Origin of the sequence: Psychrobacter sp. Pi2-52, assembly GCF_904846705.1 — a bacterium.
Classification (GTDB): domain Bacteria; phylum Pseudomonadota; class Gammaproteobacteria; order Pseudomonadales; family Moraxellaceae; genus Psychrobacter.
In genome coordinates this window covers 201292-225897 of sequence record NZ_CAJHBS010000001.1, presented here as the reverse complement: position 1 = coordinate 225897, position 24606 = coordinate 201292, and the positions used below count along the sequence as shown (strand labels likewise).

Sequence of the window (24606 nt, the reverse complement as noted above, 5' to 3'; positions counted from 1 at the left end):
GATCGAAGGTTTAAGCGCGTTCTCTATGGGTCGCAAGCAATGCACTCACATCATGGCTGTGCATGGCTCTAGCACCGCGAGAGACAGTAGCAATACCAACGCCTAGTTGCTCAGAGATGTCACGCTGCGTGATACCTCGATCAAGCAAGTCAAAGATACGAATACGGTTAGCAATGTCGTGCTGTTCTTTATCCGTCAGCAGGGCACTGAGTAGCTTTTCGATATCTGCGCTATCAGTACAATTTGCCAGATGACTCAGTAAGCTGTGATAAGGGTCGGTACTCATAATTTGTCGTCTTAATCAAAAATAGCCAGGGTAGCCATGAAGCTCTCGGCTTGTATCAGCATTCTAGTACAGTAGTACAAGAAATACAAGTGATGAGCTAAGTTAATAGCAGGCTGCTATAGACGTGATGATTTTTAAGCTTTGTTTATATAGATTCAACTCGTGGCCAGCGTCATATTCGATAGCATATTTATAGTTAGTACCAAGCGTTGCTGCGTTGTATTGCTACGTCCACTTGGCGTACTAAGTACTAGAATTGAGAATGTATGATATTAATTATTGCCAAATTGTTAATACTTAGTTATTATGCCTCTCTTTATTTAAACGCTAATCATTATTATTAGCATTAATCATGTTATTTGCACGGTATGATTGAGTGTTTTTAAGGTGTTGAATCTTCTGATAGGCACTATTTTAAGGGTTTTCGATGATAGCCCTTAAAAATAATTCTAAACATTCTAATTTCTGACAGTAAACAAAGTGAGTAAATGTGTTATGCGCGAAGTAAAGTTATCTAGTCAATTGACAGTATTGTCTATCGGTGTCGCCGCTGTATTGTGGACTCAAGCTGCCAGTGCCGCAACGGCAGCAGATATGCCAAACACGACATTGCAGACGATCACTGTAACAGCGAATAGCTCAGTACGTGACGCTGTACAAGAAGACTCTGTCTACATAGATGACTACACCCCAGCTGCACAAGCCAGCCATTTGAGCGATTTTCTGGACGTTGTGCCAGGGGTAAGCGTGGGTGGTACTTCATCGGTCAACCAACGTATTCGTGTACGTGGTCTTGATGATACCAACCTAAAAGTTACGATTGATGGCGCACGTCAAGAAGGCGCGTTGTTCTACCATATGGGTGATGTCACTATTGATCCAGATCTGCTAAAACAAGCAGAAGTATCAGTGGGCAATAACTCAGTGACGCTAGGCAATGATGCTATCGGCGGTGCGGTTGCTTTTGAGACAGTCGACGCGGCAGATTTACTCAAGCCAGGTCAAAAGGTAGGTGCTAAGCTGCATACAGGTTATGCTAGCAACAATGATGAACTGCTAACTTCAGCTACTGTGTATGGTGCGCCAACAGAAAATATTGATTTACTGGCTTATTATGGCAAACGCAATGCGGACGCTGGTGAAGACGGTAAAGGCCGTAAAATCCAAACGGAAGATAGCGAAGGCGAAAACATTCTATTAAAAGCCGGTGCTTATGTCGGTAGTGACCATCATGTAGGCGCTAGCTTTAGCCGTACCGAAAACAAAGGCAAGTTCCCATTACGTCCAGATTTTCCTGCTGGTGGCTGGAACCCAATCATCCCGCAGGAAGTCAAACGCGATACCTATGCGCTTGACTACGCTTACAGTCCTGCCAACCAATTGGTCAATGTAGACGCCAATGTATATCAGACCAGCACGCAGATTTTGCGTAACTCTGATGGCGTACCTGGGTTTGAGTTTGATGCAGAAGTCAAAACCACAGGCGCAAAAGTACAAAACACCAGTATTATCGATAGCAGTATCATTAACGGTGTACCAGGGGTTCATAAGTTAATCGCTGGGGTTGAGCATTACAAAAAAGAATCTGACTATAGCAGTGTTCAACGAGGTACAACTATACCAGTTGCTGGTACAGATGAAGCAACCAATACTTCTGTGTATCTAGAAGACCAATGGCAAATGGGTAAGCTTAGCTTAACGCCAGGCATCCGTTATGACCGTTATGAGTCTCCAGAGTATGTATCAGCTGGCAAGACTTATGACAATGTCGTTGGCGCATTGGCTGCTAGCTATGAGATTGCACCGCGCACCCAACTATTTGCGAGCTATACGCAGTTATTTAACGGTCCAGATCTTAGCCAAACGATTTATAATACCGATGGTGTTGGTACATATGTGAACAATGACCTGAAAGCAGAAGAAGGTGACAATGCAGAGGTCGGTATTGCTACAACATTGCGTGGTCTGACAATGGCTGATGACTCTCTGAAACTAAGCGCTAAGTACTTTGAAACCAATATCGAAAACTATATCGAGTTTGTACGTGCCGATGGTGACCGAGTCGGTTTGGACTGTGAAACAGGAAAAACAAACGGCAGCTGCCAAGGTGTCATTAATAATGACGAAGATTTCAAAATCAAAGGTGTAGAGCTATCAGCCGACTATCGCGCAGATAACTTCAACATGGGTATAAGCTATGCTCGTGCACGTAGCAAAGGCGAGGATACGGGTTACAATATCTCTTCTGTGAGTGGTAGTAGCTCTGAGTCTGGCGATAAGTACATGGTCAACTTGGGTTACGCTCCAACCAATACTACTGAGCTTGGCTGGCGTAGTACTTACGTCGCTGATGTGACACCGAATACCGCTGGTGATGACAACGAAAAACCAAGCTATGACGTGCACGATATCTTTATGACTTATACGCCAACTCAAATCGAAGGTTTAAAAGCTACACTAGGTGTATACAATATCTTTGATGAGACTTATGCGAGCCATGCGTCACGCAACTCTATCAATGATGATCGTACTGACTTTGAGATGGGGCGTAATATCAAAACGTCTTTAACTTATCAGTTCTAATCTAGCTTATCGAATTTAAGTCTAATCGTACTTATAAAGTCAGCTGTCTTACACGGGAGCTGGCTTTTTTTACGAGATTTTTGAGAGTGCGATTTATCTAAGAGTAGATGTTAAGTTGCTCGTTTGGTAGAAGGTGAGGCTACCGTATAAATAGCATATGAGTTAAATCGTATGCGAGTCGTATGCGAGCACTATGCCAATACTCTAAACAACAGCGAGATATCATCGGAGCTCATTTATCTCTCTCAAATTATCAGGAAATAATTGTGAGTGAATACGGGCATAGAGTAAGTAAACGTCGAACTTTTGAATCTGACACATAATGTTTCTAACTGGCCGAGTTATCATATTGGAAATATCGACAAGGTTTGACAGTGTAGCGCTTATACAACTGAAACTATCAGGCATTTCTATAAATATATTGAGCATTAATTCAACCGTTAACTGAACCGAATATAAGAATGCAAACATTAATGATAATTATTATCATTAATGTTTGCATTCTTATATGTATCTTGCTAAAGTGTGTTTCGTTCATTACAGAACAGTTAATGACCCTTTGCTCTATTCTATTTATAGAGACTTTTTTACGCTAAATATTTAATTCGTTGGCTAATGACAGTTACAGCGTCATCAAACTTTTAACCCTACTTAGTAGATACCCTTATTCGTTTACTCTCAATAGCTAAGCCTCTTGGCGATATTTTAGTCATGTTTTTATAACACATATATTTACGGACACGTCTATCCGACCATCGTATGTCAATTTTAGACGTTTATTTATGTGTACTTGCACCGAGAATGCATCCGAAGCATTGCATAAAAAGTGGCTAAAACCATTCACTGACGATGAGATAAACAGGTATTAACGAAATTGTGCGCTTCAAGGAATATTACTTATGTCAAACCAATCAGGTTGCTCTGATTTCTCAGTCATCACTTCTCCAAAAAAACTTCAACGCGTCGTGACTGGTAAGCTTTTACTAAGTATCGCTGTGACTTCTATTCTTAGTAGTACCGCTTTTGCTGCCGAGGGTGATGAGGTAGCTGTGCAAGGGGCGACCGACCAAGAAGCTGTGCCTACAGCTACATTGGATACAATTGTGGTGCGGGCAGCAAGGGACGAGCTAGAACAAGCAGCAGGGCTGTCTATTATTAGTGAAGAAGCCATCGAAAAAGCATCAGTTTCTAATGATATTTCAGAGATTGTACGTAAGATGCCAGGTGTGAATTTGTCGGGTTCATCAACGTCAGGTCAGCGTGGTAACCAACGTCAAATTGATTTGCGCGGTATGGGGCCAAACAATACACTTATCTTAATCGACGGTCGTCCTGTCACTTCTCGCAATTCCTCACGACCTAGTCGTGGGAGTGAGCAAGACACGCGTGGTGACTCGCAGTGGGTACCACCAGGCGCTATCGAAAGCATCGAAGTATTGCGTGGTCCAGCAGCAGCCCGTTATGGCTCTGGTAGTATGGGCGGTGTGGTAAATATCATTACCAAGAGCCCGACTGAGCCAGAGTTTTCTATCAGTAGTCACTATGAGGCACCAGAGAGCGATTTAGAAGGCAGTAGCTGGCGTACCAATATCAATATGGCAGGTGCATTGACGGATAAACTTTCCTCACGTACTACCCTTGGCTATCATGATAGTGAAGCTGATGACCCTTCTATTAATGCAGCAGAAGCGCTAGATGACTCAGTAGCAGCAGGTACTGAAGGTGTCGAAAATATCGATGTGCGCCAAGTGTTTGAATACGCGATGGATGCGATGAATACGGTCGGTGTTGAGGTCAATTATAGTCGTCAAGAAAACCGCTGGGCGGGTGATTCATTGTTCCAAACCGTGAATGAAACGTTGATAGATGAGTTAGAAGGTGAGACCACCAATAAGATGCAGCGCTATGGCGCGGCGATCACCCATCGCGGTGAGTACGATGACGCTAGTAGTAACAGTTTCGTCGAGTACACTCGGACAATTAATGAGCGCTTGGGTGAAGGTAGTGCGGGTGGTGGTGAAGGTCAGATTGTCATACCTGACGACGGCGAGGAGTTTGAGTGGACAGAGGCGACTTACGATACGTTAAATGCTAAGTCAGAGTGGGATGTTTATTTTGACCGTCATACCTTGACGGCTGGTGCAGAGTTCCGCGGTGAAAAGCTGGATAACCCTGTGGTATCTGATATGACATTTGAAGATGGTTTTGAGTTTGGTGATGTAGAGACCGATCCTGACAAGCGCGATCCGACCTCAGATGCCTACCTCGTCGGTGCTTATTTAGAAGATAACTATGAGATCACGCCTGATTGGTATGTCACGCCAGGCTTACGTTTTGACTATCATAGTGAAGCTGGCAGTAACTGGTCGCCTAGTATCAATACTACTTGGCATTTTAGCCCTGATTGGTCAGTGAAGGCGGGTGTCAGTCGTGCATTTAAAGCGCCATCGCTATACCAGCTTGACCCAAATTACATTTACTACACTCGTGGTTATGGCTGTCCACAATACGTGAAAGATGAAAACAGAGGTGGAGGGTGTCATGTTTTGGGTAATTCTGATCTAGAAAATGAAACTTCTTGGAACAAAGAGCTGACCTTTACTTATGATGATGGTACTGGATTGAATGCTGGCTTGACTTATTACCACAATGCCTATGATAACCGCATTGGCGCTGGTACGGATCGTGTGGCGGTAGATACGGCGACAGATCGTTCTATCTTTCAATGGGACAATCAAGGTGAAGCAATTGTTGAAGGTTTAGAAGGCTTTGTACAAGTACCAGTCACTGACAATGTAAGATGGTCTTCTAATATCACTGGTAACATCCGCTCAGAGCGAAAAGACAATGGCGAGCCATTATCGCTCATTCCTAAGTTCACTGTGAACACGGGTGTGGATTGGGATATTACGCCTCGCTGGAATGCCGACTTTGATGTGAGCTACTATGGCACGATTGAAGCCCCAACGATTTCAGTTACGACTGGAGAAGATAGTGGTGACCCGTTGCTTGATCGCGAACCGTATGCCATTGCCAATGTGAGCACTCGCTATGATCTGACAAAATCGATTACGGTTGGTGCTGGTATCAAAAACTTGTTTGATGAGGGTGTTTATCGTGAGGGTACCGCTACGAACGCAGGTGCACGTACGTTCAATGAACCTGGTCGTACTTATGTGTTCGACGTTAGCGTTGATTTTTAGGAGGTAGACACAGAGTTTGTTAAATTAGAAAAAGGTCTGAGCTATTTGCTTAGACCTTTTGTGTTGTTAGGGCAGGTTCTCATTTTCAAAATAAGCCCATGCCCCCGTAAATATTTTTAATAATTCAATAACTTACTATCACCATATAACAGCAGATTTATTTATGTCATTTAATTTTCGCTATAGCTGTCTTTGGCTCCATCGTTATACTGGGCTTGCCATGGCAGCTTTTTTAATTATCACTGGTATTACTGGCACGTTATTGGCATTTCATGACGAGCTAGACGATGTCTTCAACCATAAACTGGCTCAGGTTGAGAAGCAAAATGCATCACATCTGCCTATTGCAGAGCTTCATGACAAGGTCATTAGTGCGTATCCTCAATATGCTTTTTCTAGTATGCCAACCTCGATAGCTGCAGAGAGGTCAGCCGTATTTTCGGTAGATAGAGCACGAGGAAAAGCCGCCCAAAACCAACCGAAAGCACCGTTTCAACAGGTTTATGTCCACCCTTATACTGGCGATATCATTGGTACTCGTGATAGAGATGAGTGGGCATGGCACAACACCATGTGGAAAGTGTTTTGGTTACATCGCGATTTATTACTGGGTGATATTGGAAAATTGCTACTAGGGATTGTCGCGCTCGTGTGGACGATTAATTGCTTTATTGGCTTTTACTTAACGTTTCCTAGAGCGCTCAAGAAAAAAGCACAGAATCAAACCTCGCCTAAAAAACGTGCCTCCTTTTTTAAACGTTGGTTACCAGCGTGGAAAATCCGCCGCAAAACCAATCTCTTTAAGCTCAACTATGATCTACACCATGCCTTTGGGCTGTGGTTATGGCTCATACTGTTTGTCATCGCGTGGTCGAGTGTTGGTTTTAACCTAAGAGAGGTCTATCAACCTGTGATGCATACTGTCGTAGGTCTTGAAGGCAGAGAGGAAAGACAGGAGAACTCAAGAAAGCCATCAGAAAAAGCAGAACAGGCTTCTGGTGCAGAAACAGCGACTAGGGTTAAGGCTGTAAACAATGAGGTTGTCGATGTCGAGTCTGTTGATGTGGTCAACAAAGCCAATAGCATTGCCTATTTAAGTGAGCAGGCAAACACCGCTGCCCAAAGCAAGGGTATGCTAGTACGAGAGTTTTTAGGCATACGTTGGATTGAGGATGAGGGTCAATGGCAGCTGCGCTTTAAGACAGATAAGGACATTGGTAAAAAAGGCGGTGCATCATCCATCACGGTCAATGCAAAAACGGGTAGCGTTGAACAGGTAAACTTCGGCTACCAGAACTCATCATTCGGTAGCAAAACCAACAATTGGTTGTTGACCTTACATATGGGTCATATTAGCCATGGCATCGGCCACTTACTGTATCAAATATTTTTAGCATTGGTAGGTTTGGCTGTGACAGTGTTGTCTATTACTGGTGTTTATCTATGGTGGAAAGGGCGTCAAAGTCGATTGAAGGCGTTGCAAAAGGGTAGGTAATATTGCCAGATTTCTAAGGTAGGCTTTTAATTCGGTAAATAGCTATGTACTGCATTAAAGGCATGCCCTAGTTATCACTTGAATTGCAAAAATATTGTGTATGCTATCAAGACAGTAAAAATAAAGGAAGAAAATCTCTCACCTAGCATCACCCATTTATGCCATGTATTATTTTCATCGTAGTTCTTTATGTAGTCTACTGAAGAGATGTTTTGAGTAAAATCCATAGGAATAACCACCAATCTTAAAGCATATAAAGTGATTCCTAACCAAAAAAAGGTATTTGATATCTCTTTATTTAAAGCATTAAAAATGAATAAGCAAAAGCTAATTACTAAAATTAATAGAGATAGGTTCTTGTAGTTTATCCATCGATTATTTAATAGCGCTCTATGCATCTATAACTTCTTTTATTATTTGCAAAGTTCTTTATTTAAACCGTATCAACAATCACTGGACGACCCTGATGGCTTAGGACAGTGACATCGACGTTGTATAAATCTTTCATCGTTTCTTTAGTAATAACATCAGCAGGGCGACCAACAGCCGTCACTTCTCCTGCTTTCATCGTAACCACTGTATCTGCAAACTGTGCCGCTTGGTTGATATCATGCAGGACTATTACCACGGTTTTTTGCTGATTGTGGCTAAGCTGACGTAGCTCACGCATCAGCCGACCAGCATGATACATGTCTAGGTTATTTAGTGGCTCATCGAGCAATAGATAGGGCGTATCTTGGCAGACAATCATGGCGATCAGCACGCGCTGACGCTGTCCACCGGATAGCGTTGACAAGAAACGCTCGGCAAGTGGCTCAAGCTCAAAGCGTTCAAGGATTTCTTGCACTTTTTGCTGATCGTCTGCGGTTGGTTGTCCTTGATGATAAGGATAACGACCAAACATCAGTAGCTCATGTACGCGTAGGCGTCCTTGCACATGATTGTCTTGCCCAAGCATCGCGACCGTCTTGGCCAGTGTCCGCGCCTGACAGCTGACAATATCACGCTCTTCATTATCTACAGCGAAGCTCACCTGCCCAGATTGTAGCGGCTGCAAACGGGCCATGACAGAAAACAACGTAGACTTCCCAGCGCCGTTAGGCCCAATTAAAGCAATCACCTGCGCCGTTGGTAGGGACAACGTAATATCATGCAAGATTTGTTGTTTGCCAATATGGTGAGAGATATTATTCAGTTTAATCATAGTCAGTCTTATTTAAAAAAGTCTTAGGTTTTTCTCTATCAACAGCATTGGCTAAACAAACAATGTCAGCTAAGTAGTTATAACGAACGACGCTGGGACATAAATATCAATGCTAAGAACATCAATCCGCCCGCTAGCTCTATCACCACGGACAATACGCCTGCCATATCTAGCACTTGCTCAAAGATAGTCTGACCCAGTACTAAGCAAATCATAGCGACCAAACTGACCAATATCAGCCGCTCGGTGTGATACATATGTCGTGCGATACGATTGGTCAATGCGCAAACCAATAGACCAAAGAAAGTCACTGGACCGACCAGTGCAGTGGCCGTGGCAACCAGTACAGCGATGACAGTTAATAGACCAAATGCCAGACGCTGATAGTTGATACCAAGGTTGACGGCCTGTGCTTGTCCGAGCATCAACACATCGCATTGGTAACGCCAGCGCCACACAAATATCGCAGTGATGGCACAGATAAATAAGCTGATACCTAGTAGCTGAGGGTTGACTGTATTAAACTGCGCGTAGCTAGCGGACTGTATGACCACAAAATCATCAGGGTTTATCAGCCGTGCAATGAGTGCTGATAAACTGCGAAACAACACGCCAAAAATAACACCCACCAATATTAGCCGCGTCAGATCCTGACTGCTTTTAGAAAACAATAGCTTAAATAATAATAAAGATGCCCCAAACATCAGGACAATCTCTAGCGTAAACTTAGCAATAGGATCGAGACTGGTAAAGCTAATCGCACCTAAAAAGAAAACCAGCAGGCTCTGCAACAGAACATAGAGTGAATCAAATCCGAGTAGGGAGGGCGTTAGAATTGGATTGTGAGTCAACGTCTGAAACAGTAACGTCGACACGCCAATTGCATAGCCAACCACCATCAGTGCCAGCAGTTTTTTGCCGCGTAATGGTAGCGCAAAGTCCCAATAGCCATTGACATTGAGTGTCATAAACAAGGTCATCGAGATCAGTAGAATAATAGCTGCTATGGATTTTGGATGGGCAGCTATCCATGCCCAAAGCTTTGCCAAATGACCTTGTGCAGCGGCTGAGTACTGACCATCTGCTGAAGATGAATTATTTACCGCTGTGCTGGTTCTGGTAGCATCAGTCTTGGTGGAAGTAAGCTTAGTTGATGAGAACATACAAAAATCCTATGGTGCCAAGCTTATCTAATAAGGCAAAAAATGAACGACGGTAAGCGAGTGTTGAAAATTAATACATAGTTAGTGAACATGGTGCTACTGCTCAGCTGGCGCACGTAATAACAGCCATAAAAACAGCACCGTACCAACCACACCAAAAATAGTGGCGACCGGTACTTCAAATGGATAGCGAATAGAGCGCCCGATAATATCGCATAGCAGTACGGCTGAAGCACCAAGTAGGGCCACTGCTGGCAAGCTGCGACGCAACTTATCTCCCATTAGACGGCTCACAATGTTTGGTACGACCAGCCCAATAAAAGGAATCATGCCCACAGTTACGACCACGACAGCGCTCATCATGGCTACCATACCCACGCCAATCCAAGTGACTTGACGCTTACTAATACCCAAGTTTAAGGCGATATTGTCACCCAAACCAACGATGGTCAGCTTGTCAGCAATAATATAAGCCAGCACACACAGTCCACCCGTGAGCCACAACAGCTCATAGCGCCCTGCCAATACGCCCGAAAAATCTCCAAACTGCCAAACACTCAGCATCTGTAGTGATTCGGTTTGATAGGCGATAAAGGTAGTGACGGCTTCAATAATGCCGCCAAAGACAATGCCAATCAGTGGAATCATCAAAAAATCAGTGGGCGGAATACGGTGAATGAGCAGCATAAATAGCATCATGCCAAAAACGGCAGCGATGGTTGCCACGCCCATTTTGACAATGAGCGCACTAGCAGGGAACAGTAAACTAACCACTAGCAAACCAAGTGCAGCGCTCTGAGTTGCACCAACCATAGATGGCTCTACAAAGCGGTTTTTTAGTACTACTTGGATAATCATCCCAGCCACTGCCATCGCAATACCAGTCAAGATAATGGCGATGGTACGCGGTATACGGCTAACCAATAACAATGAGCTATCGGAGTTGGCACTCTGAGTCAGCAGGCTCTGCAAGATACCTGACCACGAAAAGTCGGCCACACCAATAGATAAGCTCAATAACACCAAAAGCCCCATAAGAATGAGGCTTGCTGTATTGATGAGCCACGGTGGTATGACAGTACGTCGATGTAACGCATTGCCAGTACCGCTCTGCCAGCTTGACGCTGATGGAGCAGTACTGGATTTGAGCCTAGCATGAGTACGGGGAGAAAATAACGACATAATCTCTACTGGCTTAAAAATGAGCAGGGTTAACGGTAATAATATTTACTTGTGCAATAATCGTTTGTCTAGAAAACGACATTATTTAGCGTTAGTAAAAGCATCTTTGATTGTCGTTAGATCCTGCATCCATTGGTAATAACCGCCAAATGCTAAGTAAGAATCTGGGCTCAGATAAACCACTTGCTGCTTGCTCCATGCGTTGCTTTGAGCAACCAATGGATTGTCTAATACGGCCTTGGCACCAATACCGTCTTCACCAATTGCAGCACTACGGTCGATGACAAATAACCAATCAGGATTGGCTTTTTGGATGTATTCAAACGATATTGGCTGACCATGAGGCGCATCGGCAATTTTGTCATCTGCCATTGGTACCCCTAATACAGTATGGATAAAACCATAGCGAGACTTGTCACCATAGGCTGACATTTTATTACCATTGACCATGACGACTAGGCCAGTGCCTTTATTTTCTTTTGTTAGACTCTTGGTCTCAGTGATGAGTCCATCGATGTTCTGTTGTAACTTTGCGGCTTGATCGCTTTTACCAAACAGTGCACCTAAATCATGCAGGCGCTGCTTGCTTGATTCGTAAATGTTAGCTGTATCAATACTCATGTCCAATGTCGGCGCGATACTTGATAGCTCGTCGTATTTTTCTGCCATGCGTGAACCGACCAAAATAGCTTGCGGCTGCATCGCATTCAACGCTTCAAGATCTGGCTCAAACACAGTACCTACCGATTTTGGATCAGGTTGCGTCTCTGAGTGTAGGTTCTTTAGTAATAGACCACCAGGCATACCATCGACTGCCACATCTAGCGCGGCCAAGTCTTGCATCAACGTCATATCATAAACGACAAGTGGTGATGGGTTCATAGCAAGCTCAACATCACCTTTCACGGTATTGACCATGATTTTCTCAGCAGATACAGCGTCGTTATTAGCAACGTTCTGTGATTCATCAGCCGTTGGGTTTTCAGTTTTGGCGTCTGCTGGCTCAGAGTCATTAGATTCAGGCGAGCTACATCCTGCCACTACCGTAGCTAATAACGCTGTCATGGCAGCAGTCAATAATGGACGTTTGAAAAAAGAGGCGGTAGGTCTGCTAGATAATAAAGGTGTCGGCATAATGAACTCGGTCTATCAAAAAATGTTTAAGCAATTGTCTAAAATAATTGCAAATGAATGACGCTAAAAATATTAAGTCTGAAAGATGCTGAGATAAAAGCATAAAATAAATAGTCTACTTAGTACCACTCACTAATTTTTTATACGAATAGTTTTTATAAAAATAGTATGAGTTGACAGGACAGACGTTATAATAAAGTAGTTGAGACTCATTATCAATATAAATGATAATGGTTTTTATTAACAGTACTTGCTATATTAAACGCAACGTATCATTTGATAAAAAGATAAGTTTCATAGTAGTGAGGTATAAAGGTAGGCAACGTTCATGAAAATGAGTGTTGCGATAGGTAAAACTATTAAGCAATATTACGTGTCAGAGATGTATTAAATAGCAAAAATATTGTAAATTATTATTGATAATAATTATCGTTTGCATTATTATCTACGCCATTCTACTCTGAGTAATAAACATTAGGCTGTTATGAGTTCAACGGATTTAGACGCGCCACCACTTAAGTCGTTATTGCTAGCTATTGTTGCAGTACTAGGACTCCATGTGCTTGCCGCAATTGCACTAGTGGCAATAAAAACGCCTGAACTCAAACCTGAGCCAAAAAAAGAGATGTCACCACTTGAGATAAAGTTTGTGTCATTACCGGCAAAAACGGTCTCAACTGAAGTAGAAAAACAAACAGTCACAGCCAAAAAAGAAGTACAGCCTGAGGTACAAGTTCAGCCAGCGCCGCAACCTGAACCAAAGCCTAAAGAGCCGGTTAGAAAACCAACAGAGACACCAGTAAAACCAAAAGAGCCTATTGTAAAAAATGTAGAGCCGAAAGTGACGCCTGTGATAGCGTCAGAAAAGCCTCGTCCTGATACCAGTCAAAAAGTAGCCCCAAAAGAGCCGCTACCGAAACCAAAGGTTGATAATTCAGCAGCTGAAGCACAGCGCAAAGCAGCTGCCCAAGCTGAATCAGAGCGACAAGCCAGAAAAGCTGAGCAAGAGGCGCAAGCTAGGGCAGAGCAAGAAGCCAAAAGAGTCGCTGATGCCAAAGCTGCCGCTCAAGCGAAGGCTGCTGCAGAGGCCGCCGCTGCACAAGCAAGAGCTGAGGCGGAAGCAGCAGCTGCTTTAGCACAGAGTAATGAGCCTGTGAGCTTCACTGCTAGCTCAGCCAACTGGGCATCTGCGCCAAACTTTAGTTTCCCTGAGCGCGCCGCACGTAGAGCCCGTTCTGGTGATACGCTCAACGTTGTCTTGGTATTACGAGTCAACAAACAAGGCGGCATCGATAACGTGCGAGTTGCTCAATCATCAGGTAATCCGCTACTAGACAAAGAAGCCAGACGTCAAGTGCGATCTGGCAAGTTCAAACCCTTTACTAAGAATGGCGTACCCGTGGTAGGTGATGTGACCCTACCGATCAGTTACGCAGTTCCTTGATAACTCATACTTTATAACAACGTATTTATTCATCATTTTTCATTATAAAACTAAACATGATATTTACCTCAGTATCATGTAATGGCATTACACATTAAGGAGTCTGACATGGACTTTATGCAATACTGGCAGATCAGCGACATGGTGACAAAAACGTTGTTCTTTTTGTTGCTTGCGTTATCTATTCTCTCTTGGGTGACAGGTATCGTCCGCGTATTGCAAAGCCGCAAACTGGCGACCAATGTAGCAGATGATTTGAGTCAGCAATTACAAGCCAGACAGTCTGATTTGGCAGGTTCTGATGCTGCCACTCGCCGTTTGGTGACTGAGCAGACTTTGCTCAAGCACATCGGTCGCTATCGCTTTGCTAGTGAGCGCGGTCTGCCAATTCTTGGCACGACGGCAGCGATTGCACCGTTCATTGGCTTGTTTGGTACGGTATGGGGTATTTTCCATGCCTTGCACAACATCGGTATGAGTGGTCAGGCAGGGTTGGGACAAGTTGCAGGGCCAGTCGGTGAAGCACTGATTATGACAGGTCTCGGCATTGCAGTAGCGATTCCAGCCGTGGTGTTTTACAACCTGGCAGTACGTATCAATCGCCGCATAATGTATCAAGCCAACGACAGAGCGCATGATCTATTGGCGCAATCAACGGGTCTTTTGGATACTACTAAGGTAACTGCGAGCCATGCTGCTAGCGCCTCACAAGTGCACGCTGCAACAAGCAGTCGTTCAACGACGAGCGAGACTCAGCATACCAATAACTACAGTAATTCTGTGCCAAAGCAGCTATAGATAGTATTAATTCTACAGATACTGATTCTGTAAAGGCTAGGTCTGTAAGTGATAAGTCTATAAAGGCTCAAACCACAAGTCGAAAAACCGTCAAAAAGCGGCTTGGCTGTGTGAAAATAACCAAAAGCATTGAGAGTAACTATGGCATTTCAATTGGGTGATGATGACGTACGAAGCATGGATGAGATGAACCTTATTCCGCTTATCGATATCATGCTGGTATTGATGATTATATTTTTATTGACAGCGACCGTGTTGAATCCGACGGTGCCTTTAGATTTGCCAGAGACCAGTGCCGCGCTCAATGAAACGCCGCCAGAAGCGATCCAAGTCAGCATTGATAAGGACGCGGGGATATTCTGGGATAGTGATCCAATCAGCATGGAAGAGTTGGAGAAACGCTTGCAGCAACAAGGCGCGACTGGTAAGAATCCAGCGGTACAGTTACGTGCGGATAAAGAAGGCAAGTACGATACGGTCGCTCAAGTTTTGGCAGCGGCAAGCAACGCTGGACTGACCAAAATCGCATTTGTGAATGAGTAGCTTAGTAGCTAAATACTGAATAACTTAAGCATTGAATAGTTTAGGCATTGTGAGTCAGTGCTAGTAGCTTTAATTTTATATTAGAAAACTGGCTAGATAAACCAATAGCCCAACCAGCAAGACAATTAGCACCATTATAATAAAAACAATTAAAATAATAAAATTTTCTCCAACCTCATTAACTACTTAAACCTCAAATTAAGTCGTTAGTGAGGTTTTCTTTTTTTACCAGCCGTAGCCAAACGGACGATAGCCGTAACCAAAACCTGCATGTCTGTAGCCAAATGGGTAAGGTGAGCGTAAGTAGTCGAGATCGCGCTGACGGATATAATAGTAGCGCCCTTGAGAGTAAGCTTCTTCTAACTTCTCAATACCTTCTAACGGACAGACAGGTTGCCAGTCATAGCCTTCGCGACCGAGCTTATAAGCATTCAATTCAGTACAATAGTTTTTGAGACCCTGTTGACGGCCTTGCTCCCATTGGATACGGTTAGGACTAGCACCGCCTATACTGGCGCAGCTATTGGTATAGTGACCGAAGTAGGCACCTGAACGCCCTTGCGAGCCATCAGCGTAGCCAACTTCTTGCCAGTTACTGCTTTGACATTGCTGCGGCGTTAGGCTCTGAGTCGTGGCACAGCCTGATAATGTCAGTACGACCGCGCCAAGTAGCGATAGACTCATGCCTGTTTTGCTAATGACTCTACTCATCAGCTTGCGAGCGTGATAAGCGCCCGATGAGTTTGACTCAATAAGATAATTCATAATAAACCTGCGCGCGTTTAAAATTATGGTTTATCATAGCACTTTTTTGAGCTGACCACTTTTCGTATCTGGTTTTTATAGCGTACTGTGCTCGGTAAGTTTATATACGCTAAATAATTGATTTAATAGCGTAACTTGCTAAATTGTCATATGCTTTAAAAGCACCTGTTGTACCGCGATTGGACGACAACGCTTGATTTTTAATGGTTCGTGCTCATTATAAGCCCTTATATATCGTTGTTTATTATCCTGCTAATCGCAAATCTATATGTACTATGTATAAATAACGGTTCATTAGCGATATTTACCTATATCTCTATTAGTATCTTTTTCATTTAGTCAAAAGGCCAGACCATCATGGGAACATTGATTGGCGTTATCATTGTACTATTCGTATTAGGGAGTATGATGGCGCTCAAACCGAACGGTATCGATCAGCGTTTGGATAAGCTGCGTATGACCGCGCGTCGTTTACAGCTCAATCCAAAACTTGTTTCGTGCCCTGATTGGATCAAAGGTCGTGATAATGAGTATGGCCGCGGTATGCTTGGACAGTACTGCCTGATATTTGAAGACACTAAACTGCCGCATACTCGTTATCAAGTGATTGATGGACAGTGGCGACCAGACAGCAGTTTTGTTGATACCAGTACAGATGATAAAACGCTTACTATTCCCAGTGCGATTCGTTCTAGTCAAATCAGCAATAATCCAGTAGTCAAAAAAACTGATTTTAGCTTGGATCAAGTGCCGTTAGAGCTACCAGTAAGTATCGAGCCGTTTGTTAAAGGTCTATTGACCAAGGCCAATAGCATTATTATTTATTGGGAAGATATTGCTTATGTACGTCCAGCATCTAACCCAACGTACCATCAAAAACGGATCGAAGCGGACTTATTAGTGCTCAAAGAAAACCTTGAGAAATGGGCGCTACAGATGCAAAAACAAGCATAAACCTAGTAAAGCGTTTTTTCGTCTCCATTAAAGGGCAATATGCAAGCGGTTTGTCATATTCAAATTATTTAAAGTTGACAGTTTAACGCTTAGCAGTGTAACGTCTTTATAACTATATCTTTATTTTATGGTTATTATTTATTTTATAACCTTTTTTATCAGCAGCGATTATTACTATAAATAGCTAAACCATGGTCAAACCATGAGTATCTGCTTCCATAAATTGCCGTGCTGCTGAATTTAAACTTACTTTTAATTTACTTATATTATGGTGTCGTCAAACATGGCAAAAACCACAACCAAAAAAAGTCCAGTACCAGCTGCTGACAGCCCAAAGGGTAAGTCTTTGGTGATCGTAGAATCACCAGCCAAGGCAAAAACGATTAATAAATACCTTGGTGATGACTTTATTGTACGCTCAAGTATCGGTCACGTCCGTGATTTGCCGGTCAGTGCGAGCAAAAGCGCAAAGAAAGCAACGACCGCTAAAAAAGATGACAGTCTGACCAAAGAAGAAAAAGCGCAACAAGCACTGGTACGCCGCATGGGTGTAGATCCAGAGCATGACTGGGCGGCAGTTTATGAAGTACTGCCAAACAAAACCAAAGTCATCAAAGAGCTCAAAGCACTAGCCAAAGACGCTGACAAAATCTATCTAGCAACGGATATGGATAGAGAAGGGGAAGCGATCGCTTGGCATTTAAAAGAAGTCATCGGTGGCCCTGATAGCAAGTATCAACGTGTGGTCTTCAACGAGATTACCAAGTCAGCTATCCAAAGTGCATTTAAGCAGCCTTCGAAATTAGACATTGACCGCGTGAACGCGCAGCAAGCGCGTCGGTTCTTGGACCGTGTTGTTGGCTTTATGGTATCGCCATTATTATGGCAAAAGATTGCTCGCGGACTGTCGGCAGGTCGTGTACAGTCAGTCGCTATGCGTTTGGTCGTCGAGCGTGAGCATGAGATTCGCGCATTCATCCCAGAAGAGTACTGGCAAATCCATGCGGACACGCACATTGCTAATGGCAAAGCCAAAAAAACCTCAGACGCTGAGCAAATCGGTATCCGCTTAGAAGCGACCAAGCAAGGCGGTAAAACCTTAAAGCTTGGGAATAAAGAGCAGACCGATAAAGTCCTAGAGATACTCAAAGCAAGCGATTTTATCGTCAAAGAGCGTGAAGAAAAACCAACGCAATCACGTCCAAGCGCGCCATTCATTACTTCGACCTTGCAACAGGCTGCTAGTACCCGCTTAGGTTTCTCTGTTAAGAAAACCATGATTTTGGCGCAGCGTCTATACGAAGCGGGTCATATTACTTATATGCGTACTGATTCGACGTTCTTATCAGGCGACGCGCTTGCTGCTGTCCGTGGTCATATCGAAGACAGCTATGGTGCAAAATACGTGCCAGAAAAACCAAATTTCTATGGTAACAAGCAAGGTGCACAAGAGGCGCATGAAGCGATTCGTCCTTCTAATGTCAATATGAAATCAACGCAGCTCAAAGGTGTTGAGCGTGATGCGATACGTCTATACGAGCTAATCTGGCGTCAGTTTGTGGCGTGTCAGATGTTACCTGCAAAATATCTGTCAGTGAACCTGTTTGTAGGCGCAGATGATATCGAGCTAAAAGCGCGCGGTCGTACCATGGTGTTTGATGGCTACACAAGAGTGATGCCACCAGCCAAGACTGACGATACCTTACTGCCTGACGTCAAAAAAGGCGATAAGCTGAATCTAGATAAGTTAGATCCGAGTCAACACTTTACTAAGCCTGCGCCTCGCTATACTGAAGCCAGTCTAGTAAAAGAGCTTGAGAAAAAAGGCATCGGTCGTCCATCGACGTATGCATCCATTATCTCAACCATTCAAGATCGTGGTTATGTGAAGTTAGAGAACAAACGTTTATTTGCTGAAAAAATGGGTGATATCGTCACTGATAGATTGACGGCTAGCTTCCCAGATTTAATGGATTATACCTTTACTGCTGCGCTTGAAGACAAGCTCGATCATGTCGCCGAAGGTGAGCAAGACTGGAAAGACGTGCTTGATAATTTCTATGGTGAGTTCAAAACTACTCTAGAGCGTGCCAAAGAAAAAGACGGTATGCGTCCAAATGATCCGACCGATGTACCAGACGTCCATTGTGATATCTGTGATCGTCCTATGCAGCTGCGCACAGGGTCAACAGGTGTATTCTTAGGTTGTACGGGTTATAACTTACCGCCAAAAGAGCGCTGTAAAGGCACCAAAAATCTAATGCCAGTCGAAGCATTCGCCAATCTAGATGATGCGGAAGGTGATGACGAAGCGGCAGAAGTTAAAGATTTGATGGAGAAAAAACGCTGTCCGAAATGTGGTACGGCGATGAATGGTTACATCGTGGATGGTGGCCTCAAACTACACATTTGCGGTAATAACCCTGATTGCGATGGTTATATCCTAGAAGAAGGCAAGTTTGAAGTTCCTGGCTCAGATGCACCAACTATTGACTGTAATAAGTGCGATGGGCAGATGGAGCTTAAAACAGGACGCTTTGGTCCGTATTTTGCTTGTCAAAACTGTGATAATACGCGCAAGGTACTAAAAACTGGTGAAGCAGCGCCGCCTCGTATGGATCCAATCCATCTGCCAGAGCTAAAGTCGACCAAGCATGATGATTATTTCATTTTGCGTGAAGGGGCGGCTGGGATGTTCTTAGCAGCGTCTAAGTTCCCAAAAGTGCGTGAGACACGTCCGCCAAAGCTGGCTGAGCTACGAGAAATTAAAGACAAGATGGAGGACAAGTTCCAGTATCTGTTTGCAGGACCAGATGAAGATCCTGAAGGTAACCCAACCATCTTGCGCTGGTCACGTAAGAAAAAAGAGCAGTATATCGGCTCTGAGAAAAACGGCAAGGCCACACGTTGGGGTGTTTACTGGCGTAATGGTGAATGGGTAGAGGAGTAACTATTAGTTAAGTCCAATACAGTGCTTTTATGGCGTCAGACTCATCTGATGTACTACAGGTACGATTTACATTGGTCTTTCTTGTATTGGCTTAAACAAACCTAATAGTTACTTTCAACAAAAAACCCTCTTATAATTTAAGAGGGTTTTTTTTGTGCTCATAATATTTCTTTTAAGCTATTTCTATATTTATAGAATCAACTTAAATTAATAGGTTTGGACAGTATTAGTTTTTTACGATGATACCGCAACCGATACGATCGCCTGCATTACCTGAAGGCTGACTGGTGTAATCATCAACGCCAGCATGTACGATAAAGGCCAAACGATTTACGCTGTATTTACCTGCTTCAGTCGCTGCGATTTTCTTGTTCACATAATTGATAGTAGCAACACCATCTTCATTGGCAGTTAAGTTTGGCAAGTCACCAGCATGACCATTCATGTCATCTGGATTAGCGTGTGGCTTGTTGTCTGGGTTGAAGTGACCGCCTGCTGCTTTACCCATGACGTCACAGCTACCTGTTTCGTGGATATGTAATGAAACAGTTCTACCTGGCTGTAGATTAGTGAGTTTACCGTAAACTTGGACGCCGCCATCGACTGGACGTAAGAAAACTTGACCAACTTCTTTCTTCTCACCATCTACTGTTTGTATGGTTGATTTTAGCGTTGGCTGTGCTAAAGGATTGCCTGTTTGCATTTGGCTTTCTACGGTTTGACAACCAGTCATTGCTAACGCTGAACCGCATAATAGGGTACTTGCAAGTAATGTCTTATTCATTATTATCTCCAATTGTTTGAGTTGTTATTTTTAGTATTTGTTAAAGCCACGAATATCTATCTTATTGTTCTATAAAAATGGGCGTCAATATTCGTTAACATCGGAGTCAGTATAGCCAAGCTAACTCTATAGTTATTCATCAAATGCGCAACAATCAGTTAATAAATGTAAGTAACGTATGGGTTTGAAAATGTATTAGAGGGTTTTCTTTGGCTCATTTTTCCAAATTAACGTTTCACCAGAATCTAAAGTTTGGGTGAGTAAGTAGTTTGGCTCTGACTGCTCTGTAATTGTCTTCGCCTTATTATCCCCATATTTTAAAGTCAATTGACTCTTACTATGGGTCATCATACGTCGAAGCTGTGATTCGACATCATCAAGAGTATCGCCACAGCTCATCATAGTAGAAGGAAAACTGCCAGTAAGTAAACTTTGATTGATAGAGAGGGCGTAAGGCCCACTAACGCCGTTGCAGCCAACAGAGATACCAAAGCTTTGACCATATATACCTGACTCAAAGCCATTTTGTTCGTCACTCTCATCACCACCATAGTTATCCAAACCATAGGAAAGCATAATAGGTTCTTCTATTTGCGTAAATTCACTCAAGATTACGTCTGCTTTGTCCGTCACTTGTACTAGCTGCCAGCGATAGCGCTCTAATAATTCATTGGTGAGTGGTATGCCAGTCACGGGGTATTTAGGTTTGGGTGTGCCCGAAAAGATAAGTGTTTTCCCCTTGCTGGTCTTTAAAGCGAGCTGTTTTTCTATGGCTTTATAGACCTGTATGGACTGAATCATCACAGGATTAAATATGAAATTTGTTCCTGCGTAGCGCCCAAAAGTCGAGTTTAATAGAGATGCTGTATCACTAGGGATGATTTTATTACCACGCCAGTCTTGGGTAGTTGCTTGATATATCGCTGTGCAGTCAGCAGCCTTGATTGGCGATTTAGTTGTATCTTGTACTGATGCATCTGTATAAGGATAAGGTAAGGGCAGCCACATATCAAAGGATACGAGATGTCGGTAGCAGCCGTCATCAAAGGTTAACAGGTCTGGGCGAACGTGCATAGTTAGGAGTGGCTGAAAAGTGACACGTATGAGTCTGCCTTTATCATTGCTAACATGCGTTAGTTGCCAGTCGTATTTGGTGATCGTTTGAAACAGTCTGGGTTTTAGTGTTGTCGCTGACCAGTTTTTATCGTCGATGACGGTACTGGTTTGCGCTGAATGATTAAGGCTGTTTGTTTGGCAGCCTAACAAAGCGACTGGTAGTAATGCACTTATTATCGCTAGAGACATCCGTAAACGATTTAAAGTCATAAACTTTCTACTAGATAAACATTTGTCTGAAATATAGCACAAGGCTGTAGAGAGATTGTTGTTTATTATTGCCAATAAAAAGTCGCCCATCATTGTGATAAGCGGCTTCTTAATCTATAGGAGGAGTTTAATAAAAATTCAATTAATTATGCAGTGCTTTACCAGAGGTTTTATCAACGGTCACTTTGGCAGGCTTAATTGGTGTTGGCATACTGACCAAAGCAACCTTTAAGATTTCCTCAATCGTGGCAACTGGCTGAATGGTTAAGCCTTCTTTCACGTTATCAGGGATGTCAGCCAGATCACGCTCATTGGTCGCTGGGATCAATACATGCTTGATACCGCCGCGATGTGCCGCAAGCAATTTCTCTTTGAGACCACCGATACGTAGGATCTTACCGCGTAAGGTAATCTCACCTGTCATCGCAATATCTGGACGGATAGCGATACCTGTCAACGCAGAGACTAGCGCTGTCGTCAGTGCACCACCAGCTGATGGGCCGTCTTTTGGCGTGGCGCCTTCTGGCATATGCACATGGACGTCTGTTGTTTTAAACGTCTCGTAATCGATACCTAAGCTGTCACCGCGAGCACGAACCACGCTCATGGCTGCGCGAATCGACTCTTTCATCACATCGCCTAGTGAACCGGTAAAGCTAAGCTCGCCTTTACCTTTCATGCCGACCGCTTCGATGGTCAATAGCTCACCGCCGACCTGAGTCCATGCAAGACCAGTGATACGACCAATCTCAGGCTCTTCTTCAGCCAAACCGTAGTCATACTGGTGTACACCTAGATAGTCATCGATGTTCTTGTCATCGACTGTCACTAGCTGACGTTCTGCTTTTTTCGGAGCGCGAGCACCATGAGTTTCAACCGAACCGCGAACCACTTTGCGGCAGATTTTGTTCACTTCACGCTCAAGGTTACGTACACCTGCTTCACGCGTATAGCTACGGACAATGCTGTGCAATGCGGCTTCAACAATCTCAATTTCGCCTTCTTTGAGACCGTTTTGCTTAATCGCTTTTGGCACGAGGTATTTCTGTGCGATATTAACTTTTTCTTCTTCGGTATAACCCGGCAAGCGAATAACTTCCATACGGTCAAGCAGCGCAGGCGGAATATCCATGCTGTTGGCAGTACAGATAAACATCACTTGCGACAAATCTAAGTCCATATCTAAATAATGGTCGTTAAACGTATCATTCTGTGATGGATCCAATACTTCAAGCAATGCTGACGCTGGATCACCGCGGAAGTCTTGCGCCATCTTATCGATTTCATCTAATAAAAACAGCGGGTTTTTGACTTCTACTTTTGCAAGTGATTGAACGATTTTACCCGGCATTGCACCGATATAAGTACGGCGATGACCACGAATCTCTGCTTCATCACGTACGCCGCCGAGTGCCATACGCACAAACTTACGGCCAGTAGCACGGGCAATTGATTCACCTAATGAGGTTTTACCGACACCTGGAGGACCGACGAGACATAGAATCGGGCCACGAAGCTTTTTCACGCGTGATTGTACGGCTAGATACTCTAAGATGCGGTCTTTTACATCTTGCAAACCATAATGATCTTCGTCTAACACCGTCTTAGCTTTGTCTAGATTGATAGATACTTTGGTCGTCGCATTCCACGGCGTGTCCAAAATCCATTCAATATAGTTGCGTACCACTGACGATTCGCTTGATGCAGTTGGCATCATTTTGAGCTTTTTGAATTCCTGCTCAGCTTTTTTGCGCACGTCTTCTGGTAGGTCAGCATCTTCTAAACGCTGCTCTAGCTCAGCGACATCATCTTCACCATCGAACGCGCCGTCATTCATATCTGACAGCTCATTTTTAATGGCTTTCATCTTCTCATTCAAGAAGTATTCGCGCTGATTGTCTTCCATTTGCTGACGGACAGCATCTTGGATGTCCTGCTCGATGTTTTGCTCAGCACTTTGCTTGACTAAATATTCAGTCAAAGTGTTGATATGCGTTTTGATATCGTCTTCTTCTAGGAAAGACTGTTTGATATCAAGGTCCATCGACACACGAGTTGAGATGAAATAAACCAACTCAAGCAAGTCGTCGATACGCTTAGCCACACGAGTCAGCTCACGTGCATTGCGAAGTCGCGCATCTGCATAGCTTTCGAATAATGTGGTTAACGCTTGAATGGTATTTTTCTGTTGGCTCTCATCCATGCTGACATCGAGGTCGGCACGTTCAAATCTCGCCATTAATAAATCATCATGACCTTCTATATTGTCAACACGAGCGCGGTATTGACCTTCGATCAATACTTTAATGCAGTTCTCATCGCTGTCATGTGGCATGGTGCTGACGATGCGGCACACCGTACCGTACTGATACAAGTTATCTTGATCAATATCTTCGGTCAGTGAGTCTTTTTGCGCGACTACCAGTACTTTGTTGCCATACTCAGCCTGTGCCAACTCAACCGCTTTCACCGATGGTGCGCGTCCCACAAACAATGCAATCTGCATATGTGGATAGACGACAACGTCGCGTAATGCTAGCAGTGGCAGATAGCTTTCATCTTCATTGTCTTTGACAGTGTTGGATGAGGCATTTAACGCATCCGTAGATGCGCTTTCTGTCTCATTATTCGCGTCAGCACTGATGTTAGCGTCAGTGTCAGTCTTTGCATCAGACGTCGTGTCAGTGTTCAGGGCAGATGATACATCGATGTCGATGTTGTCTTTATCAATATTATGTTCACTCATATGTTTTTCCTCGTTCCCCAGACTTGTAAAGTCAAGTTCGTGGTTC

17 protein-coding genes are annotated in these 24606 nt (G+C 43.7%); 8 read left to right on the top strand and 9 right to left on the bottom strand.

Features of this window, described 5'->3' with window-relative positions; genetic code table 11:
• Window positions 1-10 precede the first annotated feature (10 nt).
• Window positions 11-286, bottom strand: a complete 276-nt coding sequence (locus tag JMY00_RS00935; RefSeq protein WP_201578751.1) for a Trp family transcriptional regulator — start codon at window positions 284-286, stop codon at window positions 11-13.
• A 495-nt stretch (window positions 287-781) separates the two neighbouring features.
• Here JMY00_RS00935 and JMY00_RS00930 point away from each other — a divergent pair, with 495 nt between their 5' ends.
• From JMY00_RS00930 to JMY00_RS00920, 3 genes are all read left to right on the top strand, one after another.
• Window positions 782-2869, top strand: a complete 2088-nt coding sequence (locus JMY00_RS00930) for a TonB-dependent receptor (RefSeq protein ID WP_201578750.1) — start codon at window positions 782-784, stop codon at window positions 2867-2869.
• An 899-nt stretch (window positions 2870-3768) separates the two neighbouring features.
• Window positions 3769-6072, top strand: coding sequence for a FepA family TonB-dependent siderophore receptor (locus JMY00_RS00925; protein ID WP_201578749.1), 2304 nt, complete (start codon window positions 3769-3771; stop codon window positions 6070-6072).
• Window positions 6073-6235: 163 nt separating this feature from the next.
• Window positions 6236-7567 (top strand): PepSY-associated TM helix domain-containing protein, encoded by a 1332-nt coding sequence (locus JMY00_RS00920; protein WP_201578748.1) that lies wholly within the window; start codon window positions 6236-6238, stop codon window positions 7565-7567.
• Between the two features lie 433 nt (window positions 7568-8000).
• Here JMY00_RS00920 and JMY00_RS00915 read toward each other — a convergent pair whose 3' ends face one another.
• From JMY00_RS00915 to JMY00_RS00900, 4 genes are all read right to left on the bottom strand, one after another.
• Window positions 8001-8771, bottom strand: coding sequence for an ATP-binding cassette domain-containing protein (locus JMY00_RS00915; protein WP_057761234.1), 771 nt, complete (start codon window positions 8769-8771; stop codon window positions 8001-8003).
• 77 nt (window positions 8772-8848) lie between these two features.
• Window positions 8849-9934 carry an iron chelate uptake ABC transporter family permease subunit gene (locus JMY00_RS00910; RefSeq protein WP_201578747.1) on the bottom strand — a complete coding sequence of 362 codons (1086 nt, stop codon included), beginning with the start codon at window positions 9932-9934 and terminating at the stop codon, window positions 8849-8851.
• Window positions 9935-10030: 96 nt separating this feature from the next.
• Entirely contained in the window at window positions 10031-10969 is a 939-nt protein-coding gene (locus tag JMY00_RS00905; RefSeq protein WP_101211980.1) for an iron chelate uptake ABC transporter family permease subunit, read from the bottom strand.
• 228 nt (window positions 10970-11197) lie between these two features.
• Window positions 11198-12250, bottom strand: a complete 1053-nt coding sequence (locus JMY00_RS00900) for an ABC transporter substrate-binding protein (RefSeq protein WP_201578746.1) — start codon at window positions 12248-12250, stop codon at window positions 11198-11200.
• 484 nt (window positions 12251-12734) lie between these two features.
• Between JMY00_RS00900 and JMY00_RS00895 the strand changes: the two genes are divergently transcribed.
• The 3 genes from JMY00_RS00895 (at window position 12735) to JMY00_RS00885 (ending at window position 15035) form a co-directional block, all read left to right on the top strand.
• Complete coding sequence (locus JMY00_RS00895; RefSeq protein ID WP_201578745.1) at window positions 12735-13694, top strand: energy transducer TonB; 960 nt, start codon at window positions 12735-12737, stop codon at window positions 13692-13694.
• 108 nt (window positions 13695-13802) lie between these two features.
• Entirely contained in the window at window positions 13803-14492 is a 690-nt protein-coding gene (locus JMY00_RS00890; protein WP_201578744.1) for a MotA/TolQ/ExbB proton channel family protein, read from the top strand.
• Between the two features lie 141 nt (window positions 14493-14633).
• Window positions 14634-15035, top strand: coding sequence for a biopolymer transporter ExbD (locus JMY00_RS00885; RefSeq protein ID WP_201578743.1), 402 nt, complete (start codon window positions 14634-14636; stop codon window positions 15033-15035).
• Window positions 15036-15260: 225 nt separating this feature from the next.
• On the opposite strand, the gene JMY00_RS00880 is transcribed toward JMY00_RS00885, so the two are convergent.
• Window positions 15261-15800 carry a DUF2799 domain-containing protein gene (locus tag JMY00_RS00880; RefSeq protein ID WP_240990608.1) on the bottom strand — a complete coding sequence of 180 codons (540 nt, stop codon included), beginning with the start codon at window positions 15798-15800 and terminating at the stop codon, window positions 15261-15263.
• A 357-nt stretch (window positions 15801-16157) separates the two neighbouring features.
• On the opposite strand from JMY00_RS00880, the gene JMY00_RS00875 reads away from it, so the two are divergent.
• Window positions 16158-16754, top strand: coding sequence for a hypothetical protein (locus JMY00_RS00875; protein WP_101205178.1), 597 nt, complete (start codon window positions 16158-16160; stop codon window positions 16752-16754).
• 283 nt (window positions 16755-17037) lie between these two features.
• The gene (gene topA / locus JMY00_RS00870; RefSeq protein ID WP_201578742.1) at window positions 17038-19704 is read left to right on the top strand and encodes a type I DNA topoisomerase; all 2667 of its coding nucleotides are present in this window, start codon (window positions 17038-17040) and stop codon (window positions 19702-19704) included.
• A gap of 226 nt (window positions 19705-19930) precedes the next feature.
• Here topA and JMY00_RS00865 read toward each other — a convergent pair whose 3' ends face one another.
• The 3 genes from JMY00_RS00865 to lon form a co-directional block, all read right to left on the bottom strand.
• A complete protein-coding gene (locus JMY00_RS00865) occupies window positions 19931-20488 on the bottom strand; it encodes a superoxide dismutase family protein (protein ID WP_201578741.1) in 558 nt (185 codons plus the stop codon).
• Between the two features lie 195 nt (window positions 20489-20683).
• On the bottom strand, window positions 20684-21814 hold the full coding sequence (locus tag JMY00_RS00860; RefSeq protein WP_201578740.1) for an META domain-containing protein: 1131 nt from the start codon (window positions 21812-21814) through the stop codon (window positions 20684-20686).
• A gap of 142 nt (window positions 21815-21956) precedes the next feature.
• A complete protein-coding gene (lon, locus tag JMY00_RS00855) occupies window positions 21957-24560 on the bottom strand; it encodes an endopeptidase La (protein ID WP_240990607.1) in 2604 nt (867 codons plus the stop codon).
• Window positions 24561-24606: the final 46 nt, after the last annotated feature.